The 25,972-nt window shown below is 43.1% G+C and carries 16 protein-coding genes; 7 read left to right on the top strand and 9 right to left on the bottom strand.

Features of this window, described 5'->3' with window-relative positions; genetic code table 11:
- The first annotated feature begins 1 nt into the window (after position 1).
- The 4 genes from ACFGVS_RS05125 to ACFGVS_RS05140 all read left to right on the top strand — a co-directional run bounded on the left by ACFGVS_RS05125 (position 2) and on the right by ACFGVS_RS05140 (position 5,053).
- Positions 2–1,504: a GH3 auxin-responsive promoter family protein gene (locus ACFGVS_RS05125; RefSeq protein WP_439697738.1), complete on the top strand. Its 1,503-nt coding sequence runs from the start codon at positions 2–4 to the stop codon at positions 1,502–1,504.
- A gap of 260 nt (positions 1,505–1,764) precedes the next feature.
- A complete protein-coding gene (locus ACFGVS_RS05130) occupies positions 1,765–2,952 on the top strand; it encodes a 1-deoxy-D-xylulose-5-phosphate reductoisomerase (RefSeq protein WP_439697739.1) in 1,188 nt (395 codons plus the stop codon).
- Between the two features lie 16 nt (positions 2,953–2,968).
- On the top strand, positions 2,969–4,297 hold the full coding sequence (gene rseP / locus ACFGVS_RS05135) for an RIP metalloprotease RseP (protein ID WP_439697740.1): 1,329 nt from the start codon (positions 2,969–2,971) through the stop codon (positions 4,295–4,297).
- Positions 4,298–4,453: 156 nt separating this feature from the next.
- Positions 4,454–5,053, top strand: a complete 600-nt coding sequence (locus ACFGVS_RS05140; RefSeq protein WP_439697741.1) for a GNAT family N-acetyltransferase — start codon at positions 4,454–4,456, stop codon at positions 5,051–5,053.
- Between the two features lie 276 nt (positions 5,054–5,329).
- Here ACFGVS_RS05140 and ACFGVS_RS05145 read toward each other — a convergent pair whose 3' ends face one another.
- The 5 genes from ACFGVS_RS05145 to ACFGVS_RS05165 all read right to left on the bottom strand — a co-directional run bounded on the left by ACFGVS_RS05145 (position 5,330) and on the right by ACFGVS_RS05165 (position 13,022).
- Positions 5,330–8,458 (bottom strand): efflux RND transporter permease subunit, encoded by a 3,129-nt coding sequence (locus ACFGVS_RS05145; protein WP_274213242.1) that lies wholly within the window; start codon positions 8,456–8,458, stop codon positions 5,330–5,332.
- Between the two features lie 30 nt (positions 8,459–8,488).
- Complete coding sequence (locus ACFGVS_RS05150) at positions 8,489–9,583, bottom strand: efflux RND transporter periplasmic adaptor subunit (RefSeq protein ID WP_439697742.1); 1,095 nt, start codon at positions 9,581–9,583, stop codon at positions 8,489–8,491.
- Positions 9,584–9,596: 13 nt separating this feature from the next.
- Positions 9,597–10,898, bottom strand: coding sequence for a TolC family protein (locus tag ACFGVS_RS05155; RefSeq protein WP_274213240.1), 1,302 nt, complete (start codon positions 10,896–10,898; stop codon positions 9,597–9,599).
- A 69-nt stretch (positions 10,899–10,967) separates the two neighbouring features.
- Positions 10,968–12,332, bottom strand: a complete 1,365-nt coding sequence (locus ACFGVS_RS05160) for a sensor histidine kinase (protein ID WP_274213239.1) — start codon at positions 12,330–12,332, stop codon at positions 10,968–10,970.
- 6 nt (positions 12,333–12,338) lie between these two features.
- Positions 12,339–13,022 carry a response regulator transcription factor gene (locus ACFGVS_RS05165; protein WP_274213238.1) on the bottom strand — a complete coding sequence of 228 codons (684 nt, stop codon included), beginning with the start codon at positions 13,020–13,022 and terminating at the stop codon, positions 12,339–12,341.
- Positions 13,023–13,143: 121 nt separating this feature from the next.
- Here ACFGVS_RS05165 and ACFGVS_RS05170 point away from each other — a divergent pair, with 121 nt between their 5' ends.
- The 3 genes from ACFGVS_RS05170 to ACFGVS_RS05180 all read left to right on the top strand — a co-directional run bounded on the left by ACFGVS_RS05170 (position 13,144) and on the right by ACFGVS_RS05180 (position 17,203).
- Entirely contained in the window at positions 13,144–14,721 is a 1,578-nt protein-coding gene (locus ACFGVS_RS05170) for a glycoside hydrolase (protein WP_439697743.1), read from the top strand.
- 144 nt (positions 14,722–14,865) lie between these two features.
- The gene (locus tag ACFGVS_RS05175) at positions 14,866–15,945 is read left to right on the top strand and encodes an AI-2E family transporter (RefSeq protein ID WP_439697744.1); all 1,080 of its coding nucleotides are present in this window, start codon (positions 14,866–14,868) and stop codon (positions 15,943–15,945) included.
- 439 nt (positions 15,946–16,384) lie between these two features.
- Positions 16,385–17,203, top strand: coding sequence for a sugar phosphate isomerase/epimerase family protein (locus tag ACFGVS_RS05180; RefSeq protein ID WP_439697745.1), 819 nt, complete (start codon positions 16,385–16,387; stop codon positions 17,201–17,203).
- 131 nt (positions 17,204–17,334) lie between these two features.
- Here the strand turns inward: ACFGVS_RS05180 and ACFGVS_RS05185 are convergent, their stop codons facing one another.
- From ACFGVS_RS05185 to ACFGVS_RS05200, 4 genes are all read right to left on the bottom strand, one after another.
- Positions 17,335–18,360 carry a DUF4097 family beta strand repeat-containing protein gene (locus ACFGVS_RS05185; protein WP_439697746.1) on the bottom strand — a complete coding sequence of 342 codons (1,026 nt, stop codon included), beginning with the start codon at positions 18,358–18,360 and terminating at the stop codon, positions 17,335–17,337.
- Between the two features lie 175 nt (positions 18,361–18,535).
- Positions 18,536–20,932 (bottom strand): ABC transporter permease, encoded by a 2,397-nt coding sequence (locus tag ACFGVS_RS05190; protein ID WP_439697747.1) that lies wholly within the window; start codon positions 20,930–20,932, stop codon positions 18,536–18,538.
- A gap of 105 nt (positions 20,933–21,037) precedes the next feature.
- Complete coding sequence (locus tag ACFGVS_RS05195) at positions 21,038–23,419, bottom strand: ABC transporter permease (protein WP_439697748.1); 2,382 nt, start codon at positions 23,417–23,419, stop codon at positions 21,038–21,040.
- 113 nt (positions 23,420–23,532) lie between these two features.
- Positions 23,533–25,908, bottom strand: coding sequence for an ABC transporter permease (locus tag ACFGVS_RS05200; RefSeq protein ID WP_439697749.1), 2,376 nt, complete (start codon positions 25,906–25,908; stop codon positions 23,533–23,535).
- Positions 25,909–25,972 lie beyond the last annotated feature (64 nt).

Here is a 25,972-nt window from a genome sequence, read left to right on the forward strand (position 1 = left end):
AATGGGCCTTAAATCTGTATTAAGCAAAGTTTTTGCAGCCCTGGTAAACAGGGAGCTTAATCAGCTGCGTAAAAATGCCCTTATTTTGCAGCAAAATACATTTAGCAGTCTTATCCACCAGGCTAAAGATACCACCTTTGGTAAGGCGCATAATTTTTCACAGATCAATAGCTACGAAGATTTTAAACGAAATGTACCTATTCACGATTACGAAGACCTGCGCCCCTATATAGACAGGGTTGTAAAAGGCGAAGAGAATGTGTTATGGCCGGGCAAGCCAAAATACCTGGCCAAAACATCGGGCACAACATCGGGTGTAAAATATATCCCGATATCAAAAGAAAGCATGCCCCAGCATATTAAAGCCGCCCGAAACGCGCTGCTTGCTTATATCCACGAAACCGGCAACGCCGATTTTGTGGATGGCAAAATGATATTTCTGCAGGGAAGCCCGGTTTTAGCCGAAAAAAATGGCGTTTCAACTGGGAGGCTTTCGGGCATAGTGGCACACCACGTACCCGCCTACCTTCAAAAAAACAGGCTGCCCAGCTATCAAACCAATTGCATTGAAGATTGGGAGCAAAAGGTTGACGCCATAGTTGACGAAACTTTTAATGAAGATATGCGCCTCATTAGCGGCATACCGCCCTGGTGCCAGATGTATTTTGACAGGCTTTCGGCAAAGGCCGGCGGCAAAAAGGTGAAAGATATTTTCCCTAACTTCAAATTGTACGTGCATGGCGGCGTAAACTACGAACCTTACCGCGCCCGGATGGAGGAAAGTATTGGTTTTAAAATTGATTCTATCGAAACTTATCCGGCATCAGAGGGCTTTATCGCTTTCCAGGATTCACAAAAGGAGAACGGACTGCTTTTATTAGTTGACTCAGGTATATTTTACGAGTTTATTCCTTCTGAAGAATATTTTAACGAGCATCCAACCCGCATCAATATCAAAGATGTGGAACTGGAGAAGAATTATGCGCTTATCATGAACACCAGCGCCGGCTTATGGGGTTATAGCTTAGGGGATACCATTAAATTCATATCTAAAAACCCTTATAAAATCATTGTAACCGGCCGTATTAAACACTATATATCGGCCTTTGGCGAACATGTTATTGGCGAAGAAGTAGAACATGCATTAATGAGCGTAGCAAAGGCCGAGGGTGTTGATGTAATTGAATTTACCGTAGCGCCACAGGTTAACCCGCCGGCCGGGCAACTCCCCTACCATGAGTGGTTTGTTGAGTTTGGAACACCGCCCGGCGATCTTCGGGCCTTTGCCATAAAAGTGGATAAAGCCCTGCAAAAGAAAAATATTTACTATTTTGACCTGATTGAAGGTAACATTTTGCAACCTTTGATCATCCAAGGCCTACAAAAAAACGCGTTTATAAATTACATGCGTTCCGAAGGAAAACTGGGTGGGCAAAATAAGGTGCCAAGACTATCAAACGACAGGAAGATAGCAGATGGGTTAAAAGCGTATATTAGCAAATAAAAAATACCAGCCCGTCATTGCGAGGATCAATCAGGCAAAACCTGAAGAAAAATCGTTATGACGTGCAACAGACATAGTTAAACAAATGTTCTAAACTACCGTCATTGCGAGGTACGAAGCAATCCCGAACTATTTGGGACTTAGCATGTCGGGGATTGCTTCGTACCTCGCAATGACGGATATTAAATTGATAGTCAATAACTTACAAATACGTCATTATAAGAAACGAAGCAATGACGATTTTAAATATAAAAACGTAATTGAGTAACCAGATAAAAAAAATTGCCATTTTAGGCTCAACAGGCAGCATAGGTACCCAAACACTTGAGGTGATAAAGGGCAACGGTAACCTGTTCAGGGCTTTTTTACTTACAGCGCATTCCAACGCCGGGCTATTAATTAGCCAGGCTATTGAGTTTTTGCCGGCCTACGCCATTATATGCGATACCGGCAAATACCTGCAGGTTAAGGAGGCCCTGGCCCACCTGCCCATCGAGGTACTTGCAGGCCACCAGGCTATTATTGATACCGTTACTCATCCTGATATTGATGTAGTGCTTACAGCGATGGTTGGCTTTGCAGGTTTGGAACCTACTATTGCCGCTATAAAGGCGGGTAAAGATATCGCCCTGGCTAATAAAGAAACTTTAGTTGTTGCCGGCGAAATTGTAACCACTTTGGCCAAACAGCATAGGGTTAACATCCTGCCGGTAGATTCTGAACACTCGGCGATATTCCAGTGCCTCACGGGCGAGGAAAACAACCCTGTAGAAAAACTGATTATTACAGCATCCGGCGGCCCTTTCCGTGGCCGCAGCGTTGATTTTTTGACCGGTGTAAGCCGCGAAGACGCGTTAAAACATCCCAACTGGGTAATGGGCGCCAAAATCACCATTGATTCGGCATCGCTCATGAATAAGGGCCTGGAGGTGATTGAGGCCAAATGGCTTTTTGATGTAGATGCAGATCAGATTGACGTGGTGGTTCACCCGCAATCTATCATCCACTCTATGGTGCAATTCAGGGATGGATCAATCAAAGCCCAAATGGGTTTGCCTGATATGAAACTGCCTATCCAGTACGCCCTTACCTACCCTAACCGCGTTCAAAACGATTTTAAGCGCTTTGACTTTACCGCTTACCCTAATCTGACTTTCGAAAAACCAGACCTGGAAACTTTTCGTAATCTTGGTTTAGCTTATGCTGCGTTAAAACAGGGAGGTAACATGCCTTGTATTATTAATGCTGCCAACGAGATTGCCGTTGCAGGTTTTTTAAACAACAACATCGGTTTCCTGGCCATGAGCGATTTGATTGAAGAATGTATGCAGCAAATCGCCTTCGTATCGCAACCAACCATAACCGATTATTTGAATACCGACAAAGAAACACGCATCTTTGCGCAAAATTTTATACAAAAACTGCCGTTAAAGGCAATAAACTATTAATAGATAAATATAACGAATGAGTATAGTGATCATGGTAGGCCAGCTTGTACTGGGCCTTTCAATTTTAATCATCCTGCACGAACTGGGGCACTTTTTAACGGCCCGGGCTTTCGGGATTAAAGTAGATAAATTTTACCTGTTTTTTGACGCGTGGAATATCAGCCTGTTTAAATTTACGTATAAAGGTGTTGAATATGGCATTGGCTGGCTGCCTTTAGGTGGCTATGTAAAAATTGCCGGTATGATAGATGAATCGATGGATACCGACCAGATGGCCGGTCCGCCGCAACCCTGGGAGTTCCGTTCAAAACCAGCCTGGCAGCGTTTAATTGTAATGCTGGGCGGTGTTACAGTTAACATCATACTGGGCATTCTTATATTTTGGGTCCTGACTATCCGCTTTGGCGAAAGCTATATTCCTAACTCAAGTGCGCAATATGGCATTGTACCAGGCGTGGTAGGCAAAAAAATAGGCTTATTGCCGGGCGATAAAATTACCGCCGTTAATGGTAAAGAAATTGTACGTTTTGACGATTTAACAAGCCCAAAAGTATTGCTCGAAAATACGGTATTTACCGTAGTGCGCGGTGCCCAGACGTTAAGCATTACTGTACCGCATACCATATTAAACGATTTAGCCGATCATGGTATCGAAGAATTTATAAGCCGCGTACCACGTACCAAATTTTCTGTCGATTCGGTTTATGGCAATGCTAAAAAAGCAGGCCTGCAAAAAGGCGATAGCGTAGTGGCAGTAAACGGCCAGCCTGTTGTATTTTTTGACGAGATCCAAAGCCAGCTTGCAGCAAACAAAGGCAAGATGGTTGACCTGAGCGTAAAACGCAACAGCACCACTTTGCCAATAAAAGCGCAGGTTACCGCCGATGGAACTATTGGTTTCGCACGGCCAAAAAGCGATTTCCCGGAAGTAAAAACCATAAAATACGGTTTCTTTCAATCTTTCCCTATCGGTGCGGCGAGAGCTATCAGCACATTTACTGATAATGCCAAAGGCCTGGGTAAAATATTTAAAGGTGATGTTAAGTTTAACAAAGCCGTAAGCGGCCCTGTTGCTATAGCAAACCTGTTTGGCGGCACTATTGACTGGGTGCATTTTTGGAGCCTTGTAGGCTTTTTATCAATGGTATTGGCGCTGATGAACCTGTTGCCTATCCCGGCGCTTGACGGTGGTCATGCCGTGTTCCTGATTGTGGAAATGATAAAAGGCAAACCACTGAGCGATAAGTTCCTGGAGCGCGCACAAATAGTGGGCTTTGTGATACTGGTTACCCTGATGGTATTTGTTTTTGGAAACGATATTGTAAACAAGGTAATGAAGAAGTAGGCTGAAAGCTAAAAGCATAAGACAGAAAGCTATAAATGAACAGCCTGGGGATTTAATCTCCCGGCTGTTTTTGATTTGTGGACGCCGGGGGCTTATTTAACTATAAATCGATTTTTATCTGTTAGCACAGGGCATAATTTCCGATATTTACCAGCCATGTACACACTTAAATACCAGGAGTTTTCTGAGGCTTTATACCAGGCATTACAGCCTGATCCATTTTATATCAGGTTATTACAATCAATAACCGGCGATAAAGAGAAACGGGAAGCTTTAATAAGCTACCTTGATTTTTCGATGTACGAGGCCGAAAAATACGGCCTGCTGTTTATTCCCGGCCAACACAGGTATGGCGCGTCTATATGGAGTAAGCCCTTAAGTGCAGAGACCGAATCGAAAAAAAGCCAGGAAAAGAAGGCCTTTTTGAAAGCCAATTTAGGTGATGTCGTGCTGGATGCCTATGTGCAGATGGTAGATTTTATGTCGGCGCAATTGGAGGGTTTAATTGCACCAGAATCATGGTACCTTTCCATCGTCGGCATCAAACCGGAATTCCAGGGTAAAGGTTTAGGTGTCGGCCTAATCACTGATGTATTGGCAGAAACCGACAAATTGGGTTTGCCCACCTACCTGGAAACTTTTACGCCCAGGAACATATCATTTTATAACAGGCTGGGATATAAAGAAAGCGCATCCTTTTTAGAGCCGGTAACCAATGCCACTTATTGGGTAATGCTACGGGAACCTGGTGGTTAAAAAGCATGGCAAACTATTTAGAAGAACCAGCCCCCTTTAGGTACCTGAGTTGGACAAAAACCGGCACAAATATTGGATCAGACAACATTAACGCAATCAATTTAGTGTTAACTATGTTTATATACAATTAATTTATTATCAAATACTTATAAAAAATATATCTAAAATATGTTAAGTTATGTTAACCCACTTTAGATGTGTTTACCCTGTTAAAAAAGCCCCCGTCATTACAACGGGAGCTTGGTTATATATAGAAATTAGGGAAAGTTCCTTGTTTTACAACCTGCCGGTATCTCCGCTTTCCACGCGTTTGCGATAAGTCCAGTAAAACACAATGGGGAATACAAACAGGTTAAAAATGGTATTGGTAATTAAGCCGCCAATTACCACAATGGCCAATGGTTTTGAAGCCTCGGAACCGATACCTGCGGACAATGCAGCCGGCAACAAACCAATAGCGGCCATCATAGCCGTCATGATAACCGGGCGCATCCTATCGGCTACACCGTTTTTCAAAGCCTCGGTAAAATCGGTAAATTGATGATGCCGCAGCTCCTTAATGTTCGATTTAAATTTCGAGATCAGGATAACGCCATTCTGCACGCAGATACCAAATAAAGCTATAAACCCTATCCCTGCAGATATATTAAAGTTAACCCCGGTAATCAACAAAGCCAGGATGCCACCCATGATAGCAAAAGGCACGTTGTTTAATACCAGCAGCGAATCCCTGAAGTTGCCGAAAAGGATAAACAGGATAAAGAAGATAATAAGCAAGCTTACCGGCACCGCCTGCGACAGCCTTTGCGTAGCACGCTGCTGGTTTTCAAAGTCGCCGGCCCATTCCAGGCGGTAATCTTTAGGCAGTTTTATTTGCGCGTTAACTTTGGCCTGTGCTTCGGCAATGGTGCTGCCCATATCCCTGCCGCGGATAGAGAACTTGATAGCGCCGTACCGACTGTTTTTATCCCGGTATATCATACTGATGCCCGTTATTTTGCCAATATCCGCTATCTCCCTTAGCGGAACTTTACCACCATTCAAAGTAGGCACACGCAAATCGCCTATGGCCGTTGCATTGTTCCTAAAATCTTCCGGGTAACGGATCCTTAAATCAAACTTCTTTTCGCCTTCATAAATCTGTGTTGCAGCGCGGCCGCCAATCGCCGTTTCTATCACAGCGTTAGCATCCGCAGCGGTAACACCGTATTGGGCCATTTTATCCTGGTTAAGGTTTATCTGTAACTCGGGCTGGCCCATGTTGCGTAAGATGCCCAAATCTTCGATACCGCGTACACCTTTCAGGATTTTGTAAATCTGTTCTTCCCTGCTTTCGATATAAGGGTAGTTATCTCCAAACATTTTCACCACGATCGATCCCTTTACCCCCGATACTGCTTCTTCCACGTTATCTGATATAGGTTGTGAGAAGTTGAGGTCGACACCGGGATAAAACTTTAGTTTATCCTGCATTCTGGCAATTAATTCCTCTTTGGTTTCTTTACGTTTCCATTCGTCCTGCGGATAAATATCAACATGGAATTCTATGTTATAAAAGCCGGTAGCATCGGTACCATCATTTGGCCTGCCGGTTTGCGATATCACCTGCTTAACCTCGTCAAAACTCAGGAAAATCCGGCGCATCTCGTTTGATAGCTTAACTGATTCTTCCAGCGAGGTACTTAACGGGCCCGTTGCCCGCACATATATCGATCCTTCGTTTAATTCCGGTAAAAATTCGGTCCCTAATAATGTAAAACAACCTAAACTAATAACCAAAGCAGCAACTGCTATCGGGAATACTATTTTGCGTCGTTTAAAACACAGGTTATAAAAGCGAAGTGCATTTTTGGTGATAAACTCAACAAATACGTTATGACGTTCCTTTACATTTTTACGTAACAGGATGCTGCTCAGCGCGGGCACCAGTGTAAAAGTTAACAACAAGGCACCCAAAAGCGCAAAACTCAATGTCCAGGCCAGGGGCGAAAACATTTTTCCTTCTACCTTTTGAAAGCTGAAGATGGGTAATAAACCGGTGATGATAATAGCTTTGGCAAAAAAGATGCCCTTACCGTTTACCAAGCTGGCCTGGCGGATTAAGCCAAGCTTGCTGAGCTTGTTAAAATTCTCCATCCCCATTTCTTTGGCCTTATGGTCAAGCAGTACAAAAATCCCCTCCACCATTACAACGGCCCCATCTATAATGATACCAAAGTCGATAGCGCCCATCGAGAGTAGATTGGCGGACATGCCTTTCAACTTTAGGCACATAAAGGCAAACAACAGCGCCAGCGGGATGATAATGGCTACAATTATCGTAGTGCGCCAGTCGGCCATAAACAGTAATACAATCACCGTTACAAATATGATTCCTTCGGCCATGTTATGCAGCACAGTATGCGTTGCAAAATCAACCAGGTTTTCGCGGTCGTAAAAGGTATTGATCTTAACGTCCTCAGGCAGTATAGTACCGTTCAGTTCTTTGATCTTATCTTTAAGGCCTGCAATAACTACACTCGGGTTTTCGCCTTTGCGCATAACCACTATACCCTCTACCACATCCGGGTCAACATCGCGGCCTACCTGACCCAATCTCGGTAATGATGCTTCGGTTACCTCGGCAATAGTCTTTACATAAATAGGCGTACCTTTTACGTTATTAACAACAATGTTCTTTATCTCGCTGATGTTGTTGAGCAAGCCAATACCGCGTACCACGTAAGCCTGCCCGCTTTGCTGTATCACATCGCCGCCTACGTTTACGTTACTTTTGGATACTGCATCAAATAACTGCAAGGGGGTAATATCGTATTGAACCGCCTTTTCGGGGTTTATGGTTATTTGGTAAGTTTTCACCTCGCCGCCAAAACTGTTTACATCGGCTACGCCCGGCACCGCCCTTATCTCGCGGCTTACCACCCAATCCTGTATGGTTTTCAATTCGCGTACCGACCGCTTATTACTGGTTAAGGTGTAACGGTAAATTTCGCCTGTCGGCCCGTAGGGAGGTTCAATTTCGGGGGTAATACCATCTGGCAAATTGGCCTCATCAAGGTGGTTGTTGATCTGTAAACGAGCAAACGCATAGTCTACATCATCATCAAATGTAATTTTTACTACCGACAGGCCAAACAGGGACGACGAGCGCACACTGGTCTTTTTCTCGGCCGGGTTCATGGCCAGTTCTATGGGGCGGGTTACAAATTTTTCAACCTCCTCGGCGCTGCGGCCGGGCCACTGTGTTATAATAGTTACCGATGTGTTGGTTACATCCGGAAAGGCATCTATAGCTATGGTTTTAAAACTGATATAGCCCGCCACCGCCATAAGCAGGGTAACAAAAAATATAAAAATCTTATTTTTAAGTGCAAAAGACAGCACTCCTTTTATGAACTTGTTCATCTGTTCGTTTTATAAAATGATCGTGAACTGTTAGTCCTTTAATGACTCGTACAGGTAAACCTGCCTTGAAGCAACCACGCGCTGTCCGGGCTTTAGCCCTTTGCTGATGTAGGCCACATCTTCTACCCGCTTGGCTATTTCAACCGGCTGGATATGTACTTTAGCCGGCCCATCTACAACAACCACGTAGTTTTTATTATTATCAAACACAATAGCATCTGTTTTAATGGCCGGCAGGTTCATGCCCGATTTGGCCTGGATTTTTACATTAGTAAACATACCCGGCTTAAGCATATTATCCGGATTGCTTATCATCACCCTGGCACGCATTACTTTATTATCCGGATCGAGCACGTCAAAAAGCTTATCAATTTTGCCGGTAAATACTTTATCCGGATAGGCCAACGTAGTTATTTGTACTGCATCGCCAACTTTTACACTGGCAATGTCTGATTCATACATGTTGATGAGCACAAATACCGACGACAAATCGGCTATGGTAAACAGGTTCTGGTTATTATCCGCACGTACCTGCATATCATCCGTTACATTTTTCTCGATAATGTAACCGTTTAGCGGCGCCTGGATTTCATACCCTTTGCCGTTGCTTTTATTGATAGACATGATAGAACCGGCACGGTTGTTTTCGGCAGTAGCCTTTTGATAATCTGATTTTGCCTGCTCCAGGTCTTTCTCGGACGACAGGCCGCTTTTATAAAGATCCTGCGTGGTTTCCAGCTGGCGTTTGGCATTTCGCAGGTCGGCCTGTGCCGAAATCAAGTCGCGGCTGAAGCCGGCAATCTCGGCACTTTTCATGGTAGTAAGCACCTGGCCTTTTTTAACCACATCGCCCAGCTGCACATGAACCGATTGCGCTATACCGCTCACCATCGGAAAAATTTTTACCATTTTGCTTTCATCCGGCGCAATGCTGCCGGTAAGCGTTATTTCCGACAGCGCGTTCTCCGCCTTTACGGTGTCAATAACCAGACTACGCAATAACGTATCAGTTACCTCAAAGCGGGTATCTTTCGCAGCTTCGTCCGGATGATGCGAACAGGCCGAGATAGATAAAATCAATGCCGGAAGAATACTAAAAACAACTATTTTATATGGGCGATACATGATCTGTGTGTTATTATTGATTAAAGAATGGTGTGCCGGTTGCAAAATTCAATTGCTCTAACGAAGTGATGCGGTTGAGTTGCAGATTATTTAACTGCAGCGTATTGGTTTTATACGAATCATAAAAATCAAGAAACTCCAACAGGCCTATGTTATGTTTCTGGTAGTTTTTAAACACTTCCTGTATCAGGTGGTTAAAATCCTGCTTAAACTTGGGATCGAAGCTATTGTACAGGTTTTCAAGGCGTAACGCGCCCTTATAGTTATTGGCCAGTTCACTTTCCAGCTGGTCCTGCTGGCTTTGCAGCTGCACCTTACTGGCATCAACCGCAATACGGGCCTGTTTTATGCCGCCCTGGTTGCGGTTAAAAAATGGCAGCGAAAACGCTATGCCCGCGCTTGAATAATCCCGGATATAACTACCCTGCTTGTCATAGGCCAATGAAAGAGTAACATCAGGTATGGCCGTGGCCTTTTGCAGTTTCAGGTTAATGTTGTTATAATCAACAACCGAGCGGGCAACTTTAAGATCGTAACGGTTGGCATTGGCAGAATCTACAAGACGTTGATAAGGTACATCTGACACCATATTTTTTCCTTCCAGGTTAATGTCAACCTGGGGCAACACGAAGCTCGACGGTTTGGCGCGGATCATCAATTTCAACTCGCTTTGGGTGTCATCAATGCTATCCATCAAGTCATTTAGTTCTGATTGCAGTGAGTATAACTGCGACTGGATGCGCAGCACTTCTTTTTGGGAGATATTGCCTTTAGTATATTGTTCCTGGAAAGCCTTAAGCGTTTTCGCCAGCGAATTAATCTCTTCCTGGTAAACCTGTGCCGACTGCTCCTGGAAATAGATCTTATAAAAGTCGTTCCTGAGCGTATACCTTAGCGTTCGTAACAGATCAAAAAGCTGGTACTGAGCCTGCTGTGCACTTATCTGCGCCAGCTGGATATTTTTATTGCGCTTGCCCGCGGTTTGGATAAGCTGCGATAGCTGGGCCGAATATTCGCCGCCATCATGGCTGGTATCAAAAAAGCGTTTGGTTTGCGGGTTGTATAAAACGTTGGCAAAACTAAAATCGGGGTTATTGAACAACCGTGCAGTAATTACTTGCGCCTGCGCCTGGTCAACATTATAGTGCTGAATAATGAGGTCGAGATTGTTTTTTAAGAATTGATCTTCTGTCTCTTTCAATGACATCCTGAGGGTATCGCCGCCGGAGGGTTGCCCGTAAACCGGGCCCCCGACAGCTATACACCATAGTAATAGTTGAATTGAAAAAAGAACGATAACAAATTTTCGGTGCATAGTTTATTTGTTTGGCGCAAAACTATACCACCCAAATTAGACCAGCATTAAAGCGGGATTAGAAAGAGATTAGAAAATTGGCACAAAACTAATGGTAAAAGTTGTGCCTTGCCCAACTACCGATTGTATATTGATGGTGCCATTAAATAACTGGATAATTTTAAAAGCTACGTACAGCCCTACCCCATTGCCGTCAAATACACGCCCGTTTGCGCTGCGGTAAAAGGGGGTAAATATTTTTTCCTGGTCTTCGGCAGGAATACCAACGCCCTTATCAATAATTGTAATTACTATGGATTGATCATCGGCATTTAAACGGCAGGTAACGGGTTGATTATGCGAGAATTTAAACGCATTACCAATAATATTATTGAAGGCTATTTTAAGCAAAGTGGGGTTAGCGTTAATAAATAGCGCCTGTTGGTCGTCGGGCAAATGATCAATTTGTACCTGTAGTTGCGGGTGCCCGGCCGACATAGCCCAATGATGCTGCAACTCCCATATTTGTTCATCAATCTGGATAGGTTCCAGCTTTGCGCGGGTATATTCCATATCCGTTTGCGCCAGTTCCATTAAGCTGCTAATGGTATCACTAAGTCGCCCGGCATCATTTAATACCGAATTCAACAGTCGTTCATAATCTACGATACTGCGTTGCTTGTTCAGGGCAACCTCTACTTCGCCAATAATACTTGTAACCGGGGTGCGCAACTCGTGCGATGCATTGGCTACAAAAGTTTGCTGTAACTCAAACGAGTTTTGAAGGTGACTAAGCAGGCGGTTAAAATTAAGGGCCAGGGCACTTATTTCGTCCTTACCTTTTCCTTCGTCAACCCTTACATGTAAACTGCTGGCATTAATTTGCTTCATTTGTTTGATAAGGCCATCAATGGGCATCAGCGATCGCTTTGCAAACCACCTGCCTATGAAAAACAAAACGCTGTTCACCACTATCAAAATGATAATCATAATACGGATAATTCCCGATAGGCGCACCTTTGCCTGCTGATCATACGCGGAAGCCAGGATCACGAAATTCCCTTGGTTATCATGATAGTAAATACCTATTGTTTGGCGTTCGCCTTCCCTAAAGCTGATGTACTTTTTTGCGCGGACTTCTTCAATGGTGTTAAAGCTCCAGTATTGCTCTTTATCTTTTATAAACGAGGCTATGTTGTTGGCATTGTAAACCCTTATTACCTCGTTGGGCAATTGTTCCAGCATACGTTCGCGAACGTGGTTTAATGAATCGGATGATATTTCGTCGGCTTCGAGGTATAGCTGTGCGGCCACCTTTGCCCTATCTTTTAAATGCCCGTAAAAATCCGTTCTGAAAAAGTTGGCAAAAGCCAGGTACATACTCGCCATAATAATTAGCAGCATGGCAGAACTAAGGAGTGTAAAATTTAAGGCAAGCCTGTTTTTTATTTTCATACAGCCTTATTTCTCCTTTAAAATATACCCCATACCTATAACTGTATGAATAAGTTTTGACTGCGCGCCCTTTTCTATTTTTTTACGCAGGTAGTTTACATACACGTCAATAAAATTGGTGCCAGTGTCAAACTGGATATCCCAAACCTTTTCGGCAATATAATCTCTTGATAATGTTTTGTTGGGGTTGCGCAAAAACAATTCCAGTAAATAGTATTCTTTTGTGGTCAGAGTAATTTCGGTACCAGCGCGCTCGGCAGTTTTGGTAAAGGTGTTTAGTTTCAGGTCGCTAAAGGTTAATAAACCTTCTTCCTGGGGCATTTCCTGCCGTGAACGCCTTAGCAAAGCATTCATCCGCGCCAAAAGCTCGTTAAAATGAAAGGGCTTTACCAGGTAATCATCAGCGCCCGCCTGCAGGCCGTTTACCTTATCGTCTACCCTATCCAGCGCGGTAAGCATTAATATGGGCAGCTGCTTATTATCCCTGCGGATGCGACGGCAAAGATCTATGCCATTAATATCAGGTAGCATCAAATCAAGGATTATTAGATCAAAAGTATGCCCGGCCAACAGGTCAATCGCGCTAAAGCCGTCAATGGCGTGTGTTACCTCATAATCATGTTCCTGCAATCCCTTTGAAATAAAGGCGGCTACTTTTTCTTCGTCTTCAATAAGGCAAATACGGTTCATCCTAAAGGGGTAATTAATTGGTTACAAATTAAAGGAATAATATGACATGTATAATCAACAGGCCCGTTTCCCCGCAATTAAATAGCTAATAATACAATTATCCCGGCTTATATTTGCACCGATGAAACCGACAAAAAACTTTATTAAACTAATGGCCGTCCCGTTGTTATTGACAACGTTTTTTAATTGTACATCAATTGCCCAAACTACCGATACAACAATAACCCTGCATATCAATTTGAATAATACCGCCCAGGTAATTGAAAACATAGGCGCATCGGGTTGCTGGTTTTCTGAAGGGATAGGCAAATACTGGCCCGCCGAAAAAAAGGAAGCCATCGCTCGTTTATTATTCAGTAAGCAAAAAGACAAGTTGGGAAACCCATTGGGAATTGGTTTATCGGCCTGGCGTTTTAACATTGGCGCCGGAACTGCAGAACAAGGCGATAGCAGCGGAATTAAAGATTTCAGGAGGCGATCTGAATGCTTTTTAAGCCCAAATGGCGATTATGACTGGAACAAGCAGGCCGGCTATCAATTCTTTTTAAAAAAGGCACATGATTATGGCGTAGAAACACTCATAGCCTTTTCAAACAGCCCGCCGGTGCAATTTACACGTAACGGGCTTGGTTATAAAACAGAAAAAGACTTTACCAGTAACCTAAAGGCCGATGCCTATAGCGCCTATGCCAATTTTTTGGCTAAAGTGATCAGCCATTTTGATAGTGAAGGCCTTCACTTCAGCTATATCAGCCCGGTTAATGAGCCCCAGTGGGATTGGTCGCGCCCGTATATGCAGGGTGATCAGGAGGGCACCGCATGGAAAAATGACGAAATATATCATGTGGTTAATGAACTTAACGGGGCTTTAAGCAAAGAGAAATTAAACACTAAAATATTGATAAGTGAAGCAGGCATGCTCAATTACCTGTATTCGGGTAGTGGTTATTCAACAAACCAAATTCAGCGCTTTTTTGGTCCTAACAGTTCATTATCTGTTAAAGCATTAAACCATGTACCGCCAATAATTGCCGGCCACAGTTACTTTACCGAAACTACCGACAGCGCAATGGTAGCTACCCGGAGCCAACTGGCCGATACCGCAAAAAAATATGGTGTGAACTTCTGGCAATCAGAATACAGCATGCTGGCCGATGGTTTTAAAGAAGGCTCAAAAGGCGACCGGGACGCGATAGATTGCGCATTGTTTTTGGCAAAAGTTATTCACTCCGATTTAACAGACGGTAATGCTACCGCCTGGCAATTTTGGAATGCCTATGAACCAGGCAGCGCCGGTTTTAATACACGGTATTACCTCATCGCTTTAAACCCCAAACCCGATTTTAAAGACGGCGAATTTACGGTAACCAAAAACCTGTGGGCCCTGGGCCATTACAGTTTATTTGTGCGCACCGGCATGGTACGCGTACTTACCGGCACAGCGCCGGCCACACAAAGTAAAATCCTGGTTTCGGCATGGAAAGGTGCGAACAATAAACTGGTTATAGTAGCTGTTAACCGCGGAACGACCGATACAAAGGTAAACCTCGATTTAAAAAACGCCACCAAAAAATACAAAACGCTTAGCACTTATTTAACCAATAGAGATAAGGCCGTAAATATGCAGGCTTCTCAAAGTAAGTATACTCCCGGAGTTTTACTCCCAGCACGATCGATATCAACATTTGTACTGGATTGATAAAGAGTTAGCCACCGGTAAATTGAGGAATTAGTGCTGCCCGGGCTTTTGGTTTTGATATTAAATCAATATTGCGATATTGTTAAAACTTTTGGAGATGTTCATTGTCCCCTATTTGAACATTCTTTTTCAAATTAGCACAAAATGGCCCTCAATAGCGATAAATATACCGGTAAAACAACTCAAAAAGAACTCACCTATATTCAAAAAGTATGGCAAACCGTTGCCGTAGTAGCCCTGTTGGTAGTAGTAATACTGATTGCCCGGGTTGCTTTTAATGTATTATTAATGGTACTTGCGGGTGTACTCATCTCCGTATACTTTCACGGCCTTGGCGACATGATCCAGCGGAAAACCCTATGGCGCCGCCGCATCTGCATGATTATTTCTATCGGTGGCACGTTTGTGTTGCTTGGGGTACTGTTTTGGTTTATGGGGTCTAAAATATCAAACCAGGTAGCCGTATTGAGCGATACCCTGCCGCATACAATTAGTAATGCTAAGCTAAAACTGGCCGAAACCCCCATAGGAAGAAAGATATTGGAATACCTGGCGGACGATAACTCTGATGCTTTAATGACCACTGCAAAATCATTTTTCAATACCAGTTTTGGTGTTTTGGGCGATATTTACATCATCTTGTTCCTGGCCATATTTTTTACAAGCAATCCTAACCTGTATAAAGACGGCATGATAAAATTAGTGCCAGAAAGCCGCAAACCGCTCGCCCATCAGGTGATAGACAGAATTAGCTTCGCCCTAAAGGGATGGCTAAAAGGAATGATGTTATCTATGGTGCTGGTTTTCATTTTACTTTCTATCGGGTTAGGCATCATGAGCATCCCTGTGGCTTTGGTGCTTGCCCTGCTTACCGGCCTGCTTAAACTTATTCCCAACTTTGGATCATTGGCAGCCATGATTCCCGGCGTATTACTGGCCTTAACCATCAGTACAAATACTGCTATAGTAGTAGCATTAATGTATATGGTTACTCAAACTATAGTAAGCAACATAGTAACTCCTATCATCCAAAATAAAATGATAAACCTGCCGCCAGCTTTAACCATACTGGCGCAAGTATTAATGGGCACATTATCCGGAGTTTTAGGTATTATTTTGGCGGTGCCCTTACTGGCTATCGTGATGATTTTGGTTGATGAGTTGTATGTAAAAAAAATAACAGATCTTGATATTGTAATTGTGCCTGAAAGAGGCCAACCCTAAACACAAAAAATGCGCTCCGGATCTCATCCCGAAGCGCATATTACTAATCAACTAAATCCAAATTTCTCAAGTTTGGAAGTTTTTTATCGGCATTGCTGTAGTCAAACCTAAAATAAGATTACTGTACTGCTGGGGTGCCTCCCTGCTATTCTTTAAAAACACGCGCCAAATATATAATATTTTGATATTCAGAAATTTGCAAAACATGCAGTTATTTTAGCCCTGCGGAAACGTTACAGTACGCGTGCGTTTCTATAGCTTAAATTTGGGGGTCGACCAAAATACAATCGAAGCGAAAACCGATTGAGGAAGTTCGATTTAATTTTAAAAGAAAGCGATCTGGTGTTATAAGATATAGTGGGGCAAATAATCATATATTTATCGCACAATAAAAATTAGCCATACAGATTATCTTTTCACCGTTCTTATAAATGTTATAATGAAAATAAAGTTTTTTTGCCCGCGCTGGGGTTCTGAACAATTGCCCTGGGACGAATTTTGTTTTAAAGTAAAAGAAGCCGGTTACCAGGGCGTTGAAGCATCTGTACCTTTTGATGAACAGGAAAAAGACATCATTTTAAATGCGCTTAAAAAGCATAACCTGTTATTGATTGGCCAATATTACCAGTCGTTTGAAGAAGATTTTGAGGTGCATAAAACCAGTTTCCGCAAGCACCTGGAAAACACAATAAAAGCACGGCCGGTTTTAATTGATTCGCAAACCGGAAAGGATTATTTCACAAGCGAGCAAAACAAAGCGCTTTTTGCCATAGCCAACGAGATTGCCGTTGCAAGCGGCATTACCATTGCCCATGAAACACACCGGAATAAAGCGCTATTCGCCACTCATATTGCTAAGCAATTGCTTACAGATAACCCCGATGTTTTAATAACCGCAGATTTTTCGCACTGGTGTAATGTATCTGAAAGCCTGCTGGAACAACAACCAGAAGCGGTTAAAATAGCCATCAGCCGGACTGTTCACATTCACGCGCGCGTTGGCCATGCCCAATCTGCACAGGTTTCTGATCCAAATGCCCCCGAATGGCAACCAGAGCTGGATGCACATTTGCAGTGGTGGGATGCCATAGTAAAATCGCGCCTGCAAAACGGCGCCGGGCTATTAACCATTACACCCGAGTTTGGCCCTTCCCCTTACATGCCTGTACTGCCGTATACAAAAATGCCGGTATCAAATCAATGGGACATTAACCTTGGCATGATGCAATTACTTAAGAAACGCTACCAGGAGCCCTAAGTCTGGGGCTTTAAGTCTGATTCGTCATTTTAGACTTAGAACTTAAGCTTTGGACTTAAGACTTAAAACACGAAGAGCCTGTCGCGTTAAGCAACAGGCCCGTGTGCGTACATGTTTACTTTATATAGATCTCAGTTAAGATTAAGATTGATACGGCTGTTGCCCCTTACCTCAAACGATGAACCGCCGCCATTCAATTTGCCTTCTATTCTTTCTTTTTCTTTAGTACCGCTAAAGTTTGATGTAAAGTTGGCTTCTACCTTATCAGCACGCATATCAAGGTCAAGGGCCGATTTGGACGGCACCGAAATATCAATGTGGCCCGAGCTTACATCAATTTTAACATATTTACCAACACTGGCAAATTGCGCATGAAAGCTGCCGCCACTGGTTGAAGCATCCAATGCACAGGCCAGGCCGTTAAGGTTGATGCTACCGCCTGATGTGCCTGTTTTTAACTCGCCTGCAATATTATTGGCGCTGATGCTACCGCCGCTGGTGTTGGCATCAATAGTTCCTTTTAAATCAGTAAGATGTAATGACCCGCCCGATGTTTCCAGGTGAATTTTACCATTGCAGTTACTTGCCTCGATACTGCCGCCGCTTGTTTCCAAATCGATGCTCGATCCCGAATTGCTTACATGAATGCTGCCGCCTGATGTTTGGCCTTTGATCATCCCGGTTAATTTATCAACATGCAAACTACCGCCGCTTGTTTCAAATTTTTCGGTACCATCCAAATTATCCAGGTGTATGCTGCCACCGCTGGTATTCAGGCTGGTGTTAACATTTTTGGGTACAAATACCTTAAAGCCAATACTTAACGAATTTCGCCAGTTTGAAAAATTGTGTTTGTTTTTGGCCGTCGCGTGAACTTCGCCGCCAGTAACGGTAACGCTTAGTTCGTAGTTTTCCAAACGCTTTTGAATTTCTTCTTTTGATATATTGCCGATGCCATTATTTCCCTGGATATAAACCTCAACGCGTGGCGATTCACCAGCGGCACCGCTTACAGTAATACTTCCGCCCGATGTGTTTACAAAAACATCTTTAACAGCCCCGGAAATGGGTTTGGTCATGTATGGGGTTTTGGAGTCCTGCGCAAAAACAACACAGCTTTGGCAGGCAACAAAAAATAGCAGTAAGTGCTTTTTCATAATGTTTTAGTTTGGTTTATTAATAAGACAACGGGATGGAGAAATACGTTGCACGCAAAAGAAAATAAAAGCCTCACCTAAATCCTCTCTAAAGGAGAGGACTTAAAAACTACATTTAACATTTCCCACATGCAAATCAAGAACCCTCTCCTTTGGAGAGGGCAGGGTGAGGCTCCTACTCACTCCTCAAACTATCCACCGGATTTGCCAGCGCTGCCTTAATTGCATGGTAGCTAACGGTGATAATGGCCGCTAATACAGCAATGCCGCCCGCGGCGGTAAATACCCACCAGGGTATAGTGATACGGTTTGCAAAATTTTGCAGCCAGTTGTGCATGGCCCACCAGGCTACCGGCGAAGCTATAATAACCGATAAAAGCACCAGTTTTAAAAAATCCAAAGAAAGCAGTGTACTTATTTTTGACAAGCTGGCCCCCAATATTTTACGGATGCCAATCTCTTTGGTGCGCTGCTCAATAGTGAACGCCGCAAGCCCAAACAAGCCCATCGTAGCCAATATCACCGTGATGTAAGTGAATAAGCTAAAGATGGCGGCCAATCTGTCTTCGGCCTTGTATTGCTGGTTAAAGGCATCGTCCATAAAAGTGTAGTCAAAAGGTGTATCCCGGTCGTATTTTTTATAGATATTTTGCATTTTGGCCAACAGGGTTGGCAAATTGGTATGGGGATTTATTTTGGCAAAAAGGTTGCATCCGGTCTTTTTCCAAAATGATGAGGTATCGGGAAGTGTAATTAAAGCAAAGGGCCTTAACTCATCTGCCATTGAACTAAAATTGAAGTTTTTAAGCACACCCATAACCTGGAGATTGTTATTGCCATCACTAATAAAACTGCCTACCGGGTTTGCGGGTAAATGCAGCTTCCCTATAGCCAGTTCGTTAATAACCACTTTATTACGGCCGGTAATTTCGGTATTTGGCGCAGGCGGATATTTCCATTTTAAGCCAAGAACCGGGATAAAGTTATTATCGGCAACTAAATTGGCTATAGGTATACTTTTCTCTTCTTTGGTTTTGCCGGCAGCAAAAAACATATCATAACCCTTGTACATGGCATAATGCGATGTAGCTATCTCCCCGATACCTGCCAAATCACTAATGTCTTTTTTAAATGCATGGTAGTTTTTTACCAGGCCGGTACCTACAGGCAGCATTACGATATTATCGCGGTTAACTCCTGTATCTGCGTGTCTGAAATAATAGAGCTGCCGGTCGATAACAATTCCGCATATAATCAGCCCCACAGATATGGCAAACTGCAGGGTAGTAAATACTTTACGTACCATTGCGCCGCCCGCCTGCGTGCTCATTTTGCCCTTTAGCGTAACTACAGGTTTAAAAGCCGATAAAACTAACGAAGGGTAGCTGCCTGCTATTAACACCGTAAGCACCAGCAAAGCTAACAGCAAGCCTAAAACTACCGGGCTATATAAAAACGAGTTATCGATCTTTAACTGCAACACATTTAAAAACCAGGGCTTGCAAAGATAACACAGGCAATAACCCAGCACGAATGAAATGCCCGCAAACAAGGCAGACTCTACATAAAACTGCATAGCAATACTAATACGGCTTGCCCCAGACACCTTGCGCACCCCCACTTCCTTGGCCCTTAACGTAGCCCTCGCAGTAGAAAGGCCCATGTAATTAACCAATGCCAGCAGTAATATCAACACAGCCACCAACGGAAAAATCTTTAAATACCTGGTATTAGATGAATCGCCAAAGTTCATGTGCAGGTGGGTATCAGTTATTGGCGATAAAGTATAAATCATCTCGCCCAGGCTTTTGTCTTTTTTGGCCATTGCCTGTAGGTTACGCCTCAACGCGGCAGTGTCCGAAGCATGTTTTAAAAGCAAATTCAATCCAAATGAGCCAAAACTTATCTCTTGCGAACCTATATACATTGATGCTTCTTTCATTGAAAGCAAACTTGTGTTAGATGCTACAAAGTTGAAGTCGATAGATGAATTTGACGGGGCATTTTCGGCTACCCCGGTAATGTGGTAGGTATAGGCACTATCTGTTTTTATAATAAGTGTTTCGCCCACAGGATTCGTGTTACCAAAGTATTTTTTTGCGATATCCTTTGAAATTACAACAGAGAATGGCGCTTTAAGTGCATCCGAAGCCTCTCCGGACAATAACTTAAACGAATAAAAATTAAAGAAACCCGCGTCCGCGAAGATCAGTTTACTTTCTGCAAACTTAGTTTCGGGCGATTTTGGATTGCTCACCACCATTGGCCTGAAATAAGCCAAAGTACGCATATAATCCTCCACCATTGGATTGTTTTGCTTCACAATAGGCCCGGCGGCGTAACTCATGTAAGCCATGTTCATGGTATTTCCACCCATCTTTATCGATGCCCGCAGGTTATAAATCCGCTTCCCGTTTTTGTGAAAACTATCGTAACTCATTTCATGCGTTACATACAGCATGATCATGATACAAACCGCAAGGCCAACTGCCAAACCTGTTATATTGATAAAGGTGAACCCCTTATTCCTGCTTAAACTCCTGAATGCAATCTTAATGTGGTTACGCAACATAAATCCTAATTTCTAAATACTAAACCCTAAAATTCAAACTCTAAATCCTAACTTAAGCACCCGTTACTCACAACTCACAACTCACAACTCACAACTCACAACTGCCTACTCACTCTTCAGGCTTTTTACCGGGTTGGCCAGCGCGGCTTTGGTTGATTGTATGCTTACCGTAACAGCGGCTACCAATAAGGCTGCAATACCTGTTACTACAAACACCCACCACTGTATATCAATACGATAGGCAAAATTCTGCAGCCATTTTCCGGATATGTACCAGGCAATGGGCGATGCAATAACTGTAGCAATAATCACCAGCGCTAAAAAATCTTTGGCTATCAGCATAATAATATTGGCGATGCTTGCGCCTAATACCTTGCGGATGCCTATCTCTTTGGTGCGTTGTACAACGGCAAAGGCTGTAATGGCAAACAAACCTAAACAAGCCAACATTATAGCCAATGCAGAAAAGGTGGTAAATACACCTGCCGTACGCTGTTCGGTACGGTATAGCGCGTCATAATCATCATCCAGAAAACGGTAATCGAACGGACGGTGGCTAACCCTATCTTTCCATACCTTACCAATTTGTGCCAAGGTTGCGGCTGTGCTATTCCCATCTATCTTCACAAACATCCGGTGTAGCTGCTCGTTGTCCAGGAATAAGATCAGGGGCGTGATCTGGTCATGGAATGATTTAAAATTAAAGTCTTTTATCACGCCTTTTATTGTTCCGGTTACCCCCTTTGATATGGTTTTGCCAATAGCCTGCTCTGGAGTCCAGCCTAATGCTTTTACCGCCGACTCATTCAGCATAAAGGTGTAATGATAATTTTTACGTTGATTTGTAGTATCCAGCAATAGCAAATCCGCATGGGTATAATCACTTCCCGAAATTAGTTTGAGCTGCATTGTTTTTATAAAATCCTCGTCAACAGGGATAGCGTTTACAGAAATATTTTTACCGTCATTGGTGTTTATACCATCGCCCCAGCCAACATTTATAGGTTCGTCATTAGCAGCAGCTACGGATTGCACGCCGGGAATGCCGCTCATTGCTTTTTTTATTGCATCCAGCTGCGGTAACATCTTCGCATCTATAGGCAGTACTACCATGTTGCTTTTGCTGTAACCAATATCCTTATTGCGGATGTATGATAATTGCTGCAGTATCACGATGGTAGATATGATCAAAAATACCGAGATCGCAAACTGGAAAACTATTAACGATTTACGTACATTTTGACCGGATGTAAATGAGAACCCCGATTTTAATATTTTTACCAGCTTAGCATTTGATAATAACAATGCAGGATAAGCCCCCGCTGCAAAACCAACCAATAAACTTAATGCCACAAGGCCCAAAAGTATGAGGGGGTTGACTAAGGTGGCAGCTTCAAGTTGTTTGCCCGATATTTGGTTGAACAAAGGCAAAACCAACGCCGCCAGCGCAATGGCCAATAGTGCAGCTATAACCGTTGTAAATACGGATTCAACAATGAATTGCCAAAATAATTCGCCATTGCCGGCACCCATAACTTTGCGTACACCAATTTCGGCACCCCGGCCCGCGGATTGGGCGATTGCAAGGTTAACATAATTTACACAACCTATTATCAATATTAATAAGGCTACAATTAAAAGAACGTAGATGTACGTTATGCTGCCAACCGGCTCAAATTCATCAGCCAGGTTTGATTTTAAATGTATATCTGTTAAAGGCTGCAAATTGTAAGTAAGATAATGGTTGCCATCCATTTTTAATTCTTTTTTGCTTACCGTATTCACCATGTAAGCCGATACCTGTTTTTGCAATTCAGCAGGTGAAGCTTTATCGTTAAGCAGCAAATAAGTCATGTTATTGGCTGTCCACCATTGCTCCGGCCCGTTCATATCCATATAAAGACTAAATGGCAGTACAAAATCAAACTGTATTTGCGAATTACTGGGCACATTTTCAGCTATTGCCGATACAGTGAAGTTTTTTGAGCCAACTTTCAATACTTTGCCCAATGCATCCTGGTTGCCAAAATATTTCGCAGCCGATTTTTGAGTGATCACAATTTTATCCGGAGCACTTAAAGCCGATGAGATATCGCCTTTAGCTAAATTAAATGAAAATACTTTGAAGAAATTAGCATCGGCATATAAAATGCCTTTTTCGTCGAATACCTGATTATTATAACCAATTACCCTGTTTGATTTAAACGTTCGTACATAATCCTTCACCCTGGGCAACACCCGCTTAAATTCCGGGCCAGCTTTAGTACCGCTAACGGCTATGCTTTGTGGTCCATCAGCCGTGTTATATTCCATAGTTGCCCGCACTATCCTATCGGCGTTAACGTGAAACTTATCGTAACTTGTTTCGTGCTTTACGTAGATGCCTATAAGCAGGCAGCTGGCAATACCAACCGCTAAACCCAGGATATTTACAAACGCATAAAGCTTGTTCTTTTTTAAATTACGCCACGCTAATTTGGTATTCATATTTTTTAAATGATAATTTCTAAATCCTAAACTCTAATTACAAAACCTTAAACTTTAAAGTTCCAAATCCAAAAATCGAAACCGTATTTGTCTTACTACTTGATACTAAAAACTTACTCGCTCCTCAAACTCCTTACCGGGTTCATCATTGCTGCTTTAAGCGACTGGAAGCTAATGGTTAATACGGCGATGATAAACGTGATAAACGCGGCTAATACAAATATCCACCAATGCAAAGGCGTTTTATAAGCAAAGGTTTGCAGCCATTTATTCATGCAATAGTAACCAATAGGCATTGCTATAACTGTTGCCAGGAATACCGGTTTAAGCAGATCTTTCGAGATCAATATCAAAATGCTTTGTACCGATGAGCCTAATACTTTACGCACACCAATTTCTTTAGTGCGCTTGACTGCTGTAAACGATGCCAGGCCAAATAAACCCAGGCAGGCGATGAAAATAGCCAGGCCCGAGAAAATAGTGAGCATAGTTTGCTGCCTGATATCTGTTTTATAGGTAGTGTCAAACTTCTGGTCTAAAAACGTATACTCAAATGGGTAAACCGGCGCTACTTTGGTATATATATCTTTAACCGCTGCCACCGATGCAGGGATATTGCCTGCCTTTAATTTGATAACGATCACCCTACGGTCGTCGCTTGGAGAGATCACCAGGGCGTCCATATTTTCCTTAAGGGAAAGGAAGTTAAAATCCTCTACTACACCAATAATAGTTCGCCGTTTATCATCACGCACTTTGTTTTTTATCCATTTGCCGATAGCCTGCTGCGGTAAGAAACCTAAGTCTTTAGCTGCCGTACGGTTGATAAGTACTGAGTTGGCAGTATCGGTGGCAAAAGCGGGCGAAAAATCGCGGCCGGCAATTATTTTCAACCCTAAGGTTTTTACGTATTCAAAATCGGCAAACTCTGTTCGCGACATAAAATTGGCTTGCTGTCCTTCGGCATCAAAACCATGCACATCGTAAAAACCACCGGGCTCGCCAGACATCAGCGACACCGATGAAACTGCCCCGGAGTTTTGTAATTCGTCTTTAAAAGTTTTACGGTGATCATAAATATCGTTGTTATCAATTTTTATCACCAGTGTTTGTTCCTTATCATACCCTAATGATTTGCTTTTGATATAACGCATCTGGTTTACAATCACAATAGTACCGATGATAAGCATCACCGAAATACTGAATTGCAGCACCACCAATCCCTGCCTGAAAATACTGCCGCCTTTGCCCAGCTTCAATTTACCCTTTAAAGCCTGTATAGGCGAAAACGCCGACATAAATATAGCCGGGTAGCTTCCCGCCAAAAAGCCGACCACCAAAATAACCCCGAAAAGAAATAACCAGATAGGCAGGCTATTCCAGGATACAGTTAAATGATAACCCAGTAATTGGCTATAAGATGGCATCAATACCAGGAGCAGACCAATTGATAATGCACACGAAATGAGGGCCAGCATCAACGACTCGCCAATAAACTGCCATATTAAATGATTGCGTAACGCGCCCATTACCTTGCGCATCCCAACCTCCTTTGAGCGCTCGACCGCCCTTATGGTGGCCAGGTTCATGAAGTTGATACATGCGATGAGCATAATAAGCGCCGCTATCGAGATAAATATGAATACTACCGTTTTATCGCCATGCTTTACATTATCAAAAGCCGAATATTGCTCAAAATAAATGTCATTAAGCTGGGTAAGCGATAAATCAAACTTAGCACCGAATTTTTGCATATCCTTGCCCATGTACTTATCCATAAACTGGGTAAAACGATGTTCGAGCGCAGCTGGGCTGCTGTGCTCATTTAAAAGCACATATACAAACAAGCCATTGTTTATCCATACATCAAAGCCCGGATTTTTGGTATAGTTGGCTATCGGCATCACCAAATCAAAATCGAGGTGCGAGTTTGACGGCACGTCTTTGGCAACGCCCGTAACTTTCAGGTTCAGCTGCTTATCAAACTGCACCACCTTACCCATGGCATTATCGGCCGAGCCGAAGTATTTTTTTGCGGTAGTTTCGGTAAGCACCACACTATTAGGATTATCAAGCGCTGTGGCGGCATCACCCTTAAGAAGCGGGAAAGTAAACAGCTTAAAAAAGCCGGCATCTACGGCATACACCTTCTTTTCATTAAAGGCTTTTTCGCCAAAAGATACCAGGTTATTTTGCGGCGATACCCGCACTGCCATCTTAATATCCTGCGGGTAATCGTTCAACAACGCCGGCGCATATGGACCCGACAGGTATGGAACCCTCGGTTTCGCCGGATCGAAGCCCCGCATTACCCGGTAAATATTTTTGCCCTGCTTATGAAATTTATCTACACTAAACTCATTCATAATATACAGGAAAATCATGAGGCACACCGTAATGCCCATGGTTAACCCCAGGATATGGATCAGCGAAAAAACCTTTTGCTTATAAAGGTTTCGCCAGGCTATTTTCAAATAATTACGTATCATTTTATTTGTTCATTAGTTCACTGGTTCATTAGTTCATTGGTACTTATCGCTTCATAACTTTGTA

Source organism: Mucilaginibacter sediminis, from assembly GCF_051903035.1.
GTDB lineage: Bacteria > Bacteroidota > Bacteroidia > Sphingobacteriales > Sphingobacteriaceae > Mucilaginibacter.